The organism is Cupriavidus sp. FW305-3-2-15-C-LB2 (assembly GCF_058787575.1).
Genome location: NZ_JBYSZW010000032.1, coordinates 56227 through 69123, shown reverse-complemented (window position 1 = coordinate 69123; position 12897 = coordinate 56227). Strand labels below are relative to the sequence as shown.

Annotated in this window: 12 protein-coding genes; 6 read left to right on the top strand and 6 right to left on the bottom strand. The window is 64.4% G+C overall.

Annotated features, from left to right (window positions below; genetic code table 11):
- Positions 1–20: 20 nt before the first annotated feature.
- The gene (locus AC3WRR_RS22025; RefSeq protein ID WP_011616700.1) at positions 21–1175 is read left to right on the top strand and encodes a glycerate kinase; all 1155 of its coding nucleotides are present in this window, start codon (positions 21–23) and stop codon (positions 1173–1175) included.
- 49 nt (positions 1176–1224) lie between these two features.
- Here the strand turns inward: AC3WRR_RS22025 and AC3WRR_RS22020 are convergent, their stop codons facing one another.
- From AC3WRR_RS22020 to AC3WRR_RS22005, 4 genes are read right to left on the bottom strand one after another with little or no spacing between them, the layout of a single operon-like run.
- A complete protein-coding gene (locus AC3WRR_RS22020) occupies positions 1225–2193 on the bottom strand; it encodes a Bug family tripartite tricarboxylate transporter substrate binding protein (RefSeq protein ID WP_011616701.1) in 969 nt (322 codons plus the stop codon).
- A 38-nt stretch (positions 2194–2231) separates the two neighbouring features.
- On the bottom strand, positions 2232–2618 hold the full coding sequence (locus tag AC3WRR_RS22015; protein WP_492298155.1) for a VOC family protein: 387 nt from the start codon (positions 2616–2618) through the stop codon (positions 2232–2234).
- A gap of 19 nt (positions 2619–2637) precedes the next feature.
- The gene (locus AC3WRR_RS22010; RefSeq protein WP_010811646.1) at positions 2638–3591 is read right to left on the bottom strand and encodes a hydroxymethylglutaryl-CoA lyase; all 954 of its coding nucleotides are present in this window, start codon (positions 3589–3591) and stop codon (positions 2638–2640) included.
- Between the two features lie 13 nt (positions 3592–3604).
- Positions 3605–4807: a CaiB/BaiF CoA transferase family protein gene (locus AC3WRR_RS22005; protein ID WP_439672475.1), complete on the bottom strand. Its 1203-nt coding sequence runs from the start codon at positions 4805–4807 to the stop codon at positions 3605–3607.
- A 278-nt stretch (positions 4808–5085) separates the two neighbouring features.
- Here AC3WRR_RS22005 and AC3WRR_RS22000 point away from each other — a divergent pair, with 278 nt between their 5' ends.
- A complete protein-coding gene (locus AC3WRR_RS22000) occupies positions 5086–6003 on the top strand; it encodes a LysR family transcriptional regulator (RefSeq protein WP_492298153.1) in 918 nt (305 codons plus the stop codon).
- Positions 6004–6022: 19 nt separating this feature from the next.
- Here AC3WRR_RS22000 and glnA read toward each other — a convergent pair whose 3' ends face one another.
- On the bottom strand, positions 6023–7498 hold the full coding sequence (gene glnA / locus AC3WRR_RS21995; RefSeq protein WP_439669736.1) for a type I glutamate--ammonia ligase: 1476 nt from the start codon (positions 7496–7498) through the stop codon (positions 6023–6025).
- 132 nt (positions 7499–7630) lie between these two features.
- Between glnA and AC3WRR_RS21990 the strand changes: the two genes are divergently transcribed.
- On the top strand, positions 7631–7921 hold the full coding sequence (locus tag AC3WRR_RS21990) for an excalibur calcium-binding domain-containing protein (RefSeq protein ID WP_081050256.1): 291 nt from the start codon (positions 7631–7633) through the stop codon (positions 7919–7921).
- Positions 7922–8001: 80 nt separating this feature from the next.
- Here AC3WRR_RS21990 and AC3WRR_RS21985 read toward each other — a convergent pair whose 3' ends face one another.
- Complete coding sequence (locus AC3WRR_RS21985) at positions 8002–8910, bottom strand: LysR substrate-binding domain-containing protein (RefSeq protein ID WP_011616704.1); 909 nt, start codon at positions 8908–8910, stop codon at positions 8002–8004.
- 144 nt (positions 8911–9054) lie between these two features.
- On the opposite strand from AC3WRR_RS21985, the gene AC3WRR_RS21980 reads away from it, so the two are divergent.
- The 3 genes from AC3WRR_RS21980 to AC3WRR_RS21970 all read left to right on the top strand — a co-directional run bounded on the left by AC3WRR_RS21980 (position 9055) and on the right by AC3WRR_RS21970 (position 12804).
- Positions 9055–9975 (top strand): pyridoxal-phosphate dependent enzyme, encoded by a 921-nt coding sequence (locus tag AC3WRR_RS21980; RefSeq protein ID WP_011616705.1) that lies wholly within the window; start codon positions 9055–9057, stop codon positions 9973–9975.
- Positions 9976–10147: 172 nt separating this feature from the next.
- Positions 10148–10855: a response regulator gene (locus AC3WRR_RS21975; RefSeq protein WP_011616706.1), complete on the top strand. Its 708-nt coding sequence runs from the start codon at positions 10148–10150 to the stop codon at positions 10853–10855.
- A 2-nt stretch (positions 10856–10857) separates the two neighbouring features.
- Positions 10858–12804 (top strand): sensor histidine kinase, encoded by a 1947-nt coding sequence (locus AC3WRR_RS21970; RefSeq protein ID WP_011616707.1) that lies wholly within the window; start codon positions 10858–10860, stop codon positions 12802–12804.
- Positions 12805–12897: the final 93 nt, after the last annotated feature.

Sequence of the window (12897 nt, the reverse complement as noted above, 5' to 3'; positions counted from 1 at the left end):
GACGAAGGATGGTGCCGACAATGAAAGCAGCAGGACTCAAGGTGCTGGTTGCACCTGACTCGTTCAAAGGCAGCCTCAGCGCGACCGAGGTGGCGGATCGCATCCGCGCCGGCATCCGGCGCGCGGTGCCTGGTGCGGATGTCACCGTGGCACCGATCGCCGATGGCGGCGAAGGTACCGCCGAAGTCCTGGCGGCCACGCGTGCGGGCGTGTGGGAAGCGGTGGTTGCCACCGATGCCAATGGCGTGCCAAGGCCGGTGCGGTACTTCCGCGTCCGCACGCAGGAGTTTGGCGAGCTCGCGATCGTCGAGGTGGCTGAAATCGTCGGCCTTCCGCACGCCCTGCTGGCGCCGGGGCAACGCACGACCAGGGGCATCGGCCATGTCATCCGCGCGCTCGCTGAGCGCAGTGTCGATACCATCGCGATCGGGCTGGGCGGATCTTCCACCAATGACGCAGGTGCCGGCCTGCTGGCGGAAACCGGCTTTTGCTTTACCGATGCGCAGGGCAACGCATTGTGGCCAACCCTGGATACGCTGGACGCGATCTGCGCCGCAACGTATCAGCAGCCTGCGCAGCTTGGCCGGGTCCGGCTGCTGGGCCTGTCCGACGTCAACAATCCGCTCTGCGGGCCAAACGGCGCGACCTTTGTCTTCGGCCCGCAGAAGGGCGTGCAAGACCTGGCCGCTGCGGATGCCCGGCTGGAACGGTTTGCAACGCGATGCGCCGCCGTGGTCGGGCTGGAGGTTGCCGATGCGCAAGGCAGCGGCGCCGCCGGCGGCATCGGCTTTGCGTTGCACCTGCTCGGCGCCGAGATCGTTCCCGGCGCGGCCTTTGTGCTGGGTGCTGCCGGCCTCGATGCAGGGCTCGGCGCCTTCGACTGGGTCATTACCGGCGAGGGACGGTCCGATGCGCAGACCATGATGGGAAAAGGTCCTGCCATGATCGCGCGCATGGCGCGCCAGGCCGGTGTGCCGGTGACGCTGCTCTCAGGCGCCGTCGAGCCCGATGCCGGACTGGCCGAAGCCTTCGACGGGTGCATCTCGATTCAGCAGGGGCCGGTATCAATCGGCTTTGCGATGGAGCATGCGGCGGCATTGCTTGAGGATGCTGCGTGCCAGCTTGCGCGCCTGTATGTCGCCGCCAGCCGGCTGGAAAATCGCCTGGGCGTATAGAAAAAACGGGTCTCCCCACCCGGGGAGACCTTCCACGCATCGACGACACTTAGTCCGCGCGAATATTCGATGTCTTGACCACACGCGACCAGGACGCCAGTTCCTGATCGACGAACTTGCCCAGCTCCTGCGGCCCCATGTAGGCGGCAAAGGCACCTTGTTCCTCGATCTTCTTCCTGTACGTGTCGCTGGCCACGATCTTCTTCACCTCCTGGGACAAGCGCTCGACGATGGCCGGCGGTGTATTCGCCGGTGCAAACAGTGCAAACCAGGATTCCACCTCATACCCTGGCAGCCCAGCCTCCGCGGTGGTCGGCACATTGGGCATGGAGGGATGGCGCTTCGGTCCGGCATAGGCAAGCGCCTTGATCTTGCCCGCCTGCACATGCCCGATCACGCTCGGCGGGGTCGTGATGAACATGTCGACCTGCCCGCTGATCAGGTCGGTGACCACGGGCCCGGCGCCCTTGTACGGTACGTGCGTCATCGGCACCCTGGTCTGCCGCGCCAGCATCTCGCCGGCGATATGCTGGATCGAGCCATTGCCGGACGAGGCATAGAACAGGCCCTTGCCATTGCTTTTGCCGTAGGTAACCAGTTCGGCTATCGATGTCGCGGGCAGCTTGCCGTTGATGGCGATGACGTGCGGCGCGCGCATGACCAGCGCCACCGGGACGAAGCTGGACGGCTTCCAGCGGATCTGCGGGAACAGCGCCGGATTGCCGACGTGGTAGCCGGAATACTGAAGCAGCAGCGTATAGCCGTCCGGCGCGGCGCGCGCCACGGCTTCGGTGCCGATATTGCCGCTGGCACCGGGCTTGTTGTCCACCACCACGGGCTGGCCAAGCGCGGCCTGCAGTTGTTCGCCGACCAGGCGGGCAACGATATCGGTGGATCCGGCCGGTGCGCTGGGCACCACCAGGGTGACCGGCTTGGTGGGATAGGCGTTGGTGCTGTGGGCCGGGGCGGCCGCAGCCAGGGCCGCCAGGGCGGCCGCGGCGATCGTCATGCGTTTCATGGGTGTCTCCTCCATCGTTTTGCCGGGTTGGCCGATCTTCAGTCGACCAGTTCTGATATCTCGATCAGGTTCAGGTCCGGATCGCGCACGTAGGCCGAGCGGATCTTCTGCGTTGCGCCGGTGCGCGCCACCGGTCCTTCGACAATGGGCCACTGGCATCGCCGAAGATGGGCGATGACGTCGTCGAGCGGGACGGAAGCGATAAAGCAGAGATCGAGTGCGCCGGGAACGGGCAGGTGTGCCTTGGGCTCGAACTCGGCGCCGCGCTGGTGGAGATTGATCTTCTGGTTGCCGAAGCGGAAGGCCAGGCGACCGTTGCCGAAGGTTTCAGGCTGCATCTGCATGACTTCGGTGTAGAAGTGCCGCGTGGCTTCGAGGTCAACACAGGTGAGCACCAGATGGTCAAGATGGTCGATCAGGGACATGATGGTTTCCGGGTCGGTGTCAGGGCTGGAAGGCCCGTTGTTCGGGGATCGCGTCGGCGGCAGGCATCGGATGCAGGTCGAGGCGGCGGCCGGCCTTCAGCAGCTGGCTTGGGACGTCATGGCCGATCAGGCCAGGCAAGCGCGCGGCGGCATCCAGGATGGCAGCCAGGTCGACGCCGGTGTCGTAGCCGTCCAGTTCAAGCATATGGACGAGTTCTTCGGTGCAGACATTGCCGGTCGCGCCCGGCGCATACGGGCAGCCACCGAGGCCGCCCAGCGAAGCGTCGAAGCGGTCGATGCCCTGGTCCAGCGCGGCGAGCGTATTGGCCAGCGCCAGGCCCCGGGTATTGTGGAAATGCAGGGTCAGCGCCAGGCCGGGGAACTGCCGCCGCGCGGCTTGGCACAGCCTCGCGACCTGGGACGGGAACGCCATGCCAGTGGTGTCGCACAGCGTCACGCCGTGAGCCCCCAGGTCGGCGAAGCGCTGCATCCAGCCCAGCACGTTTTCCAGCGGCACGTCGCCTTCCATCGGGCAACCCATCGCGGTCGACAGCGAGATGTTGATCGCGGTCGGCGTCTCCCTCACCACGCGGATGACGTCGGCAAGCTGGGCAAACGATTGCTCGCGCGACATGCGCAGGTTGGTGCGGTTGTGGCTTTCGCTGACCGACATCACCAGGTTGACCTCGTCGACCTGGCAGGAGAGGGCCCGCTCGGCGCCGCGCACATTCGGCACCAGCACCGTGTAGACCACACCGGGGCGCCGCGCGATGCGATGCATCACCGCTTCCGCGTCGCGCAGCGCGGGAATCGCCTTGGGCGAGGTGAAGGAAGTCACCTCGATCCTGGCGTAGCCGCATGCGCTCAGCGCGTCGATCAGGGCAACCTTGTCATCGGTCTCGACAAAGCGGGCCTCGTTCTGGAAGCCGTCTCGCGTGGCGACTTCATGTATGTACACCTTCCTGGCAGTCATGCCGGTCTCCTGGTCAGATAATCCCTGCCATGCGCCATGCCTCGCGCTGCGCCGTGCCGATGCCAAGGCCTTCCAGCACCGCGTCGGTATGCTGGCCAAGCGCGGGGGCGGGGTTGGGCAGTGCGCCGGGGGTGGCGCTCAGCTTCGGCACGATGCCGGGCAACTGGACGGGGGTGCCGTCCGGCAATTGCGCGTCCAGGATCATGTCGCGCGCGCGGTAGTGCGGATCGCTGGCGATATCGGCGACGTCATAGATCTTGCCCGCGGGGATGCGGGCGCCATTGAGCGCGTCGAGTGCCGCTTCCAGGCTGCGCTGTGCCGCCCATTCGCCAATGGCGGCGTCGAGCATCGCGACCTGGCTGACCCGGCCGTCGTTGTGGGCCAGCGCAGGGTCGTCGCGCAGGTCGGGGCGCTCGATCATGTCCATCAGCCGCCTGAAGATGCCATCGCCATTGCCAGCGATCAGCACATACTTGCCGTCGGCGCAGCGGTACGCATTGGTCGGCGCGATGCCGGGAAGACTGCTGCCGGCCGCCTGCCGCACGGCGCCGAACACCGAGTATTCCGGCAGCAGGCTCTCCATCATGCTGAACACCGACTCGTACAAGGCCACATCCACGACCTGGCCCTGGCCGCCGTTCTGCTCCCGGTGCCGCAACGCCAGCAGGATGCCGATCACACCGTGCAGCGCGGACAGGGAGTCCCCGATCGATACCCCCACGCGCACCGGGGTGCGGCCCGGCTCGCCGCTCAGGTGGCGCAAGCCGCCCATCGCTTCGCCAATGACGCCGAAGCCCGGCCGGTCGCGATAGGGGCCGGTCTGGCCATAGCCGGACACGCGCAGCATCACCAGCCCGGGGTTGGCCGCGCGCAGGCTGTCCCAGCCCAGGCCCCAGCCTTCCAGCGTGCCCGGGCGGAAGTTCTCGATCAGCACGTCGCTTTGCGCGGCCAGCTTGCGCACGACTTCCTGGCCTTGCGGCGTGCGCAGGTCCAGCGTGACCGACTGCTTGTCGCGGGACTGTGCCTCCCACCAGACCGAGGTGCCTTCATGCAACAGCCGCCACTTGCGCAGCGGATCGCCCGTGCCCGGCGGCTCGACCTTGATCACTTCCGCGCCGAACGCCGCCAGCATGCGCGCGGCAAACGGCCCCGCGATCAGCTGCCCCAGTTCCAGGACGCGTACGCCGGCAAGGGGCTTTGACTTGCTTGTTTCCATCTCATGGCTCCTGCTGTGTGCTGGAGATAGTGGGTCAAAAGCCGTTGCCTGGTAATCGATGGATTCTCAACCGTCCTTTCCTTACGGGAAAAGGTGGTGCATATTGCCGTACGGGAGTACCACGACCGGCACAACCCGCCACTTTGTCGGCTATCCCAGGCGGATCAAGGCCTGCATTGCGCTGCCGGGAGCCGGGCGCGCCGTTTGACAAGGCGCGAGCGGCTTACTAGCCTTTCCTGGCTTTCAATCCAGTCGGCGCGCGTCGCCAGTGCAATACCATGATCAATCCTGCCCATTTCGATCTCCAGTCCCTGCGCGTCTTCCAGCTGGTGGCCCAATGCGGCGGGCTGACGCAGGCGGCGAACAAGTCACACATGACGCTGTCGGCCCTGAGCAAACGGATCGCGGATCTTGAGCGCACGGTGGGATGCGCGCTGTTCCTGCGGGTTCGGCGCGGGCTTGAGCTGACCCCCGCTGGCCATGAGCTGGTCCAGCATGCGCGCATGGTGCTCGACAAGGTCAACCAGATGGCGGGCGAGATGAGCGACTTCGCCACCGGCGTGCGCGGACACGTCAAGGTCTGGGCCAATACGTCAGCCGTGATCCAGTTCCTTCCGCACGACCTGGCAAGCTTCCTGGCCTCGCAGCCGATGATCAGGATCAGCCTGGAGGAGCGCCTGAGCCGGGACGTGGTGGTAGCGCTGCTGTCCGGTGAAACCGATATCGGCGTGTTCGCCGACAACGTGCCGGCTTATGACATCAGGAAGTCTGTCTATCGGCGTGACCGCTTGGTCGTCCTGGTGCCTGCCGGGCATCCGCTGGCCGGGCGCCCGGAAGTGAGTTTCGACGAAACCCTGGAGTACGACTTTGTCGGCCTCAACCAGGGCAGCTCGCTGCTGCAGCGCCTGACCGACGCCGCATCGGCACTGGACAAGGTGGTGCGGCTGAGGATCCAGGTCAGCAGCTTCGATGCGATCTGCCGGATGATCGAGGCCGGCCTGGGCATCGGCGTCCTGCCAGATGGCGCGGTCCGGCCCGAACTGCTGGGTGCCGGGCTGCATGCCGTCTACCTGTCCGACGCCTGGGCCTCACGCATTCTCTGGCTGGGCGTGAGGGACGAAGCTGGTCTCTTGCCGGAGGCAAGGACGCTCCTGGAGCATCTGCGTGCAGCGGGCTCTGCCAGCGCGAGTCGCTGATGACACGGTAGTGCCGTCATCAGATGTCGAAGTAGAGCTGGAATTCCCACGGGTGTGGCCGCACCTTCAATGTATCGATCTCGCGCGTGCGCTTGTAATCAATCCAGGTCGTGATCAGGTCTTCAGTGAAGACATCCCCCTTGCGCAGGAACGCTGAATCGGCTTCCAGCGCGCAAAGCGACTCTTCCAGGGAGCCTGGTACCTGCCGGATGCGGGCGGCTTCCTCCGGTGGCAGATCATAGATGTTCTTGTCGAGCGGGTCGCCGGGGTCCGTCTGGTTTTCAATGCCGTCCAGGCCGGCGAGCAGCATTGCCGAGAAGGCGAGGTAGGCATTGGCCGACGGATCAGGACAGCGAAATTCAACGCGCCTGGCGCTCGGGGAATCCGACACCATTGGAATCCGGGCCGCGGCGGACCGGTTGCGCTGCGACATGGCCAGATTGACAGGCGCCTCGTATCCGGGCACCAGCCGCTTGTAGGAGTTCGTGCTCGGTGCGCAGAATGCCATCAGCGCGGGGGCGTGGCTGAGCAAGCCGCCTATATACCAACGGCACATCTGGGACGTCTGCGCCCAACCGTTCTTGTCATAGAAGAGGTTCTCGGCGTCGCGCCAGAGGCTCTGGTGGCAATGCATGCCGCTCGCGTTGTCGGCAAACAGCGGCTTGGGCATGAAGGTGGCGACCTTGCCGTGGCGGCGCGCAACGTTCTTGCAGATGTACTTGTACATCATCACGTTGTCTGCCATGCGCATCAGTGGCGCAAAGCGCATGTCGATTTCATTCTGGCCGGCCGTGGCGACCTCATGGTGATGCACTTCGACCTGGATGCCGGCCTGCATCAGCGCGAGCACGATTTCGGAGCGGATGTCCTGCAGCGTGTCGCTTGGCGGCACGGGAAAGTACCCGCCCTTGTAGCGCTGTTTGTAGCCGAGATTGCCCCCGCCATAGGCGCCTTCGTCACGGCCCGAGGTCCATTCGCCTTCGGCGGATTCGACATGGTAGTAGCCAGAGTGCTGGTCCTGCCCGAAGCGGATGGAGTCGAAAATAAAGAATTCCAGTTCGGGGCCAAGGTAGCAAACCGTGGCAAGACCGGTTTGCCGGAGGTACAGCTCGGCCTTGCGTGCGATATGGCGCGGATCGCGCGAGTACGGCTGGTGCAGGACAGGGTCCAGCACGTCGCAGATCAGCGCCAGCGTTGGTGCTGCGCAATACGGATCGATGAACGCCGTGGCCGGGTCAGGCCTGACCAGCATGTCGGACTCGTGGATTTCCTGGAACCCGCGAATGGAAGACCCGTCGAAGCCGATGCCGACAGAGAATAAGTCGTCGTTGACTTCCGGCAGCGTGATCGAGAAGTGCTGCCACACGCCGGGCAAGTCGGTGAACCTGAGGTCAACCACCTGGATCGCGTGCGTCCGGATCAGATCGATGACCTCGCCGGGGTTTTGCGGCGGTATAACGTGATAGCTGCCGGGTTCTATTGAGACCATGCCCATATCCGCCTCCATCGTCTGCCCGCAGCCTAGTCCAAGATTAGTCTGTCGGATTCCGAATGGAAAGTGCCTTACCAACGACGCTGTTGTGGCATCCTTCCATTTCCAAGAAGAAAAAGTAGGGTAGGGGTCAACATGTATAAGGGCTTGCTGGTAGTTGCGGCCGCCGCGGCCGCCTTCATCTATTACAAAACGCACGCGCCTTTGGCAAATCCCGTTGCCCAGGCCGAGCCACAGCAGATCGAGGCTCCAGCAGTGGCAGCCACGGCGGAACCGGCATTCCGCTGCGAGGGCAAACAGCACTGCAGCCAGATGGCATCCTGCGCGGAAGCGCGCTTCTATCTGAAAAACTGCCCGGCGGTAAAGATGGATGGGGACGGCGACGGTATTCCATGTGAGACGCCGCCCCTCCAGTGCATGTTTTGACGTGCCGCTTGCTGTCCGACACCGGAACCACGCAATGCGTCATGTGACCGACCGGCACGGGCCGCCACGAAGTCAATGGCTCAGCTTGCCCGATCATCGATCACCTGCTGCAGCGCCTGCACGAATTGCCTGACTGCTGGCGTCGCTACCTCCTCGTCGAACGCGAATTCCACGTCGAAGCGGTCAGCGACCTCAGGCAGTGGCACCAGCCGCACGGTCGGCGGACAGACGGTTGACAGGCTTGCGGGGACAAACGCGCAACCCATCCCCGCCGAAACCAGACCGAGCACGGTCGGGATGTCGCTGCCCACCTGGGCCACGCGAGGCGAGAAGCCGGCGCGCTCGCACTGCGTCATCAGGAAGCGATGCTGGGACGAGGACCGCGCCGGATCGAACCAGACGAAGGGCAGATCCGCCACGTCCGCCAGTCGTTTCGGCTGCTTGTGGCGGGCGGTCTGCGATGAAGGCATGGCCAATACGAAGCGGTCGCTGAGCAACACGATGCCAGTCAGATGCGGCGCCTCATGCCGACGCCAGGCCATGATGCCGCCATCCACCTGCCTGTTCCGGATCGCGGCAATCTGCTCCGTCGACAGCATCGGGTCCACCAGGACCTTGACTTCCGGGCACGCTATCCGGAAGGCCCGGAGCACCTCCGTCACGACGGCTGAACTCAGGTAGTTCGGCAACACACCAAGGCGCAGCTCGCCGAGCTGCCCGGCGGCGCAACGCAGGGCGCGATCGCGGCTGGCTTGCAGGTTTGCCAGAAGTTGTGTGGCATCCCTCAGGAAGCTCTCGCCCGCCACGGTGAGTTGCACGCCCCTTGCCTTGCGCGCCAGCAGTGGCGTACCGATGGCCGCCTCAAGTTCGATGATTTGCCGCGACAGGGCTGGCTGGACAATGCCGACGGCACGGGCGCCCGCCACCACGCTGCCGGCCTGCGCTACCGCGATGAAGTAGCGAAGATGCCGCAATTCAATGTTCCGCATACCGTTTCCGCCCATTCATTTCCATACTCATGAAGCATGGCTAGGCTACCTAAATAACATTGGTTTGCATAGCTTCCTGCGACTACGATGGCGCAGCTTCCCGCGTTGCGGGGACGGCTCGCTTTCCACATTTCGCTACCAAACATGACGCTTCACATCAGCACACCTTTTGTACAGTCCCAGCCCAATTCGCGGCGGCTCGGCAAACCGGTCTGGCTAAAGATGGAAGCCGCACAGCCGTCCGGGTCTTTCAAGCTTCGGGGTGTCGGAGCCTTGTGTGAAGCGCGGCACGCCGCGGGCGTACAGCGATTCGTTGCATCTTCAGGCGGAAATGCCGGGCTTGCGGCAGCCTATTGCGGACGCGAACTCGGCGTTCCCGTGGTGGTGGTGGTACCGGAGAGCACACCATCGCGAGCGCGCGACCTGATCCGCCTGGAGGGCTCGGAGTTGATCGTGCGCGGAGGCACATGGGCGGAAGCGCACGAGTTTGCACTGTCCCTGATCGGGCCACGCGATGCCTTCGTGCACCCGTTCGACGATCCGCTCATCTGGCAGGGGCACGCCACGCTGGTGGACGAGATCGCGGCATCCGGGCCGAAGCCAGGCGCCATCGTTCTTGCCGTGGGCGGTGGTGGCCTGCTGTGCGGCGTGCTGGAGGGGCTTCAGCGGAATGGCTGGTCCGACGTGCCTGTGATCGCGGTAGAAACCGACGGTGCGGACTGCTACGCCCGCTCGGTTGCCGAAGGCAGGCCGGTCGAACTCGCACAGATCACCAGCGTGGCGACGTCGCTTGGCGCCAGGCGGCCGTGTGATGGCGCGCTCCGATGGGCGCAGCGTCACGAGATCCACAGCGTCGTTGTGTCAGACAAACAGGCGGTGGAGGCAGCGATAAGGCTTCTTGACGAACACCGCGTCCTGGTTGAGCCGGCATGCGGCGCAGCCTTGGCGGCATTGGATTGCGACACCCCGGTGCTGCAGGCGGCGTCCAGCATTGCCGTGGTGGTATGTGGCGGGGCCACGGTGACGGCACAGCAACTGCTTGACTTTGCTGCAAGGCTGGACTGAGCGGGCTTAAGGTAGCAATTTGGTAAGCTCGGCTACCCGCCGGCGAGATTCGCCCGAATTACCTGGTTCCGGGGATGCCCCTCACGGCCGATTTCTGTCAGCCTGGCGTGATCCGGAGATCGGCCAATTCCGGTGGTACAGCTAAACTCTGGCCGTGACCGCACCGTACCCAATGAGCCAACCATTGACTGACACCGGCGAATCGGTGTTGCCCGCTCCCTTGCTGGTCGTCGAGGACGAGCCACTGATGCAGACCAGGCTACGCACGATCCTGGCCACGCTCGGCTATGCCGAGGAGGCCTTGTGGTTTGCCGGCAGCCTCGCCGACGCCAATGCGCTGCTAACCGCCCAGCCATTTGCGATGGTGCTGGTTGACGTCGGGTTGCCCGACGGCAATGGCATCGACCTCATTCGCGCGTTGCACGAGCGCGATCCTGCCTTGCCAACTCTGGTAATCTCGACCTGGAACACGGAGCGCGTCATCGTGAGCGCGCTGCAGGCGGGTGCCACCGGTTACCTGCTCAAGGAGCGCGACGACCTCGAGATTTCCTTGTCGATCCGCAGTGCGCTGCGCGGCGGAGCGCCGATCGATCCTTTTGTTGCCAGGCACATCCTTGATCTGGTCGCCACGACGGCACCATTGCCAGGCGGGGCGCAAATTCATGCGCGCCGATTGGTCGGCGCGTCGCCGCTGAGCGCACGGGAAATCGAAATCCTCTCGCTGGTCGGCAAGGGCCTGACCAATCGGGAGATCGCGGATTTGCTGTCCTTGTCCAGACTGACGGTCGAATGCCACATCAGGAACATATACAAGAAGTTGGCCGTCCACTCCCGCACGCAGGCCGTTTTCGAAGCGCGTGCGCATGGCTTGTTGCGCTGATCTTGGGCGCCACGCTCCTCGCCGGCGCTGCAAACGCGCAGGAAGGGCCGGGCGCCACCGCCTTTACCCGCATAGAGGCTGCCCGATCGACCTGGCAGGGTGATAGCCCGCCGGCGGCGGGCTGGGTCCCAGTGAAGCTGCCGGACGACTGGTCCTCGCGCTGGCCCGATTTCGACGGCGTGGTCTGGTACCGGCTGAGCTGGCAGTGCGCAGATGCAAGCCAACCCACGGCGCTGATGCTCGCTTACCTGAATATGGCGGGGGCGGTTTATCTCAACGGCAGCTTGCTGATGCGTGACGCGAGCCTCGTCGAACCGCTCACGCGAGCCTGGAATACTCCCCGTTATCAGTTGATATCTCCGCCGTTGCTGCGGGAGGGCACCAACACGCTGCTGATTCGCGTCTCGGGGCTGTCGGCATACCAACCCGGCCTTGGACCAGTATCGGTCGCCGACCCGGACCGCCTGCGGGCCGCTTACGAACAGGCCTACCGGCTGCGTCATGACCTGCAGTTGGTCAGCCTTGCAATCACCGTCGCGCTAGGTTGCTTCTTCTTTTCGCTCTGGGTGATGCGCCGGCAAGAAGTGACCTACGGATGGTTCAGCCTGATGTCGCTGGCCTGGTGGTGGGTGGCGCTGAATCAGGTGGCGACGAGCACCTGGCCGTTTGCCAGTACCGATGCCTGGGGGCGCGCAAATATCATCGCGCTGCTCATCTACAGTGCTGCCTTCACGATGTCCATGGTGCGCTTCTGCGAACGGCGCCTGCCGCGCATCGAAGCGGTGCTCTGGACGCTGGTAGTGTTGGGCGCCGCCGTCATGCTCGGGGCGCCGCACGGTTACCTGACCGACGTGCGCAACACGCTGACGGTGGGACTGGCGTGCAATTTCTTCGCGACGTGCCTCGTATTTCTCTGCTTTGCCGGGCGCAGTGGTCGCACCGACCATCGCATCCTCTCGTTTTGCATTGCAATTTTCCTTGTCGCCGCGGTACACGACCTGCTGAGCTTTCTTGGCATCCTCAAGGACAACCTCTACTACGCGGCCCTCACTTCGCAGTTCCAGATGATCGCCATGGCGCTGGTGCTGGCCTGGCGCTTCGTCGCCAACCTGCGCCGCATTGAACGATTCAATGACGAACTGCACTGCAAGATCGACGCGGCCAAGGCGGAGCTCGCAGCCAACCTGGATCGCCAGCGCGAGTTCGAAGTCGCCAATGCGCGGCTCAGTGAACGGCTCAATCTCGCACACGACCTGCACGACGGGCTCGGCGGCACGCTCGTCAGCGGAATTGCGACACTGGAGCGCATCCCTCACGACATCCCGCCAGGCCAGGTCCTGTCGATCCTCAAGGAGCTGCGCGACGACCTGCGCATCATCATCGATACCACCTCCAGCCAGCAGTTTGGCGAGCACGCGCTGGCAGGTCAGATCGTGCCGCTGCGGCACCGTCTTACGCGGCTGTTCGAGAGCCACGACATCGAGTGCCGGTGGCAGCTCACTGGCCTCGATCAATGCTATCTGCCGACTTCGCAAATTCTTGATGTCATGAGGACCTTGCAAGAGGCGCTGACCAATGTGCTGAAGCACAGCAAGGCGAGTCGCGCGGACGTCGTCCTGCGCAATGATGCCCGGGGGCTGGAGCTGGTTGTCAGCGACAACGGAATGGGCTTCGAACCCGCCGCCATCGAACGGCATCCGGGCACCGGCATGCGCAGCATGCGCGCGCGTACCCGGCGTCTTGGCGGGACGCTCAGCGTGCGATCCACAGGGGAGGGGACAATGCTGACCGTGCGTATCCCAATCGCGGCCGACACCCTTGGATCACCACTTGACCTGCAGCCCGGCCGATCCAGTGATCGAGTTCCTGACCCTGGCATTACCCCCCGTGGCCCAAAGCCTGCCGGCTTCGCCATAGAGACTGATCCTCCGGTTCAGGGCCAAGGTTAGGCCGCCGGCGAGACGAACATAGTCAATGTTGAACGGGCTGCGGATGCATTCGAACCCTCGAAGCCGGGTGCAGGTCGTTCGCTGACGATCCCA

Bases quoted from the DNA above. Each gene is read 5' to 3' on its own strand.
- AC3WRR_RS22010 (WP_010811646.1), bottom strand. From the start codon at position 3,591: ATGACTGCCAGGAAGGTGTACATACATGAAGTCGCCACGCGAGACGGC.
- AC3WRR_RS21990 (WP_081050256.1), top strand. From the start codon at position 7,631: ATGTATAAGGGCTTGCTGGTAGTTGCGGCCGCCGCGGCCGCCTTCATC.
- AC3WRR_RS22025 (WP_011616700.1), top strand. From the start codon at position 21: ATGAAAGCAGCAGGACTCAAGGTGCTGGTTGCACCTGACTCGTTCAAA.
- AC3WRR_RS22000 (WP_492298153.1), top strand. From the start codon at position 5,086: ATGATCAATCCTGCCCATTTCGATCTCCAGTCCCTGCGCGTCTTCCAG.
- AC3WRR_RS21985 (WP_011616704.1), bottom strand. From the start codon at position 8,910: ATGCGGAACATTGAATTGCGGCATCTTCGCTACTTCATCGCGGTAGCG.
- AC3WRR_RS22020 (WP_011616701.1), bottom strand. From the start codon at position 2,193: ATGAAACGCATGACGATCGCCGCGGCCGCCCTGGCGGCCCTGGCTGCG.
- AC3WRR_RS21975 (WP_011616706.1), top strand. From the start codon at position 10,148: ATGAGCCAACCATTGACTGACACCGGCGAATCGGTGTTGCCCGCTCCC.
- AC3WRR_RS22005 (WP_439672475.1), bottom strand. From the start codon at position 4,807: ATGGAAACAAGCAAGTCAAAGCCCCTTGCCGGCGTACGCGTCCTGGAA.
- AC3WRR_RS22015 (WP_492298155.1), bottom strand. From the start codon at position 2,618: ATGTCCCTGATCGACCATCTTGACCATCTGGTGCTCACCTGTGTTGAC.
- glnA (WP_439669736.1), bottom strand. From the start codon at position 7,498: ATGGGCATGGTCTCAATAGAACCCGGCAGCTATCACGTTATACCGCCG.
- AC3WRR_RS21980 (WP_011616705.1), top strand. From the start codon at position 9,055: ATGACGCTTCACATCAGCACACCTTTTGTACAGTCCCAGCCCAATTCG.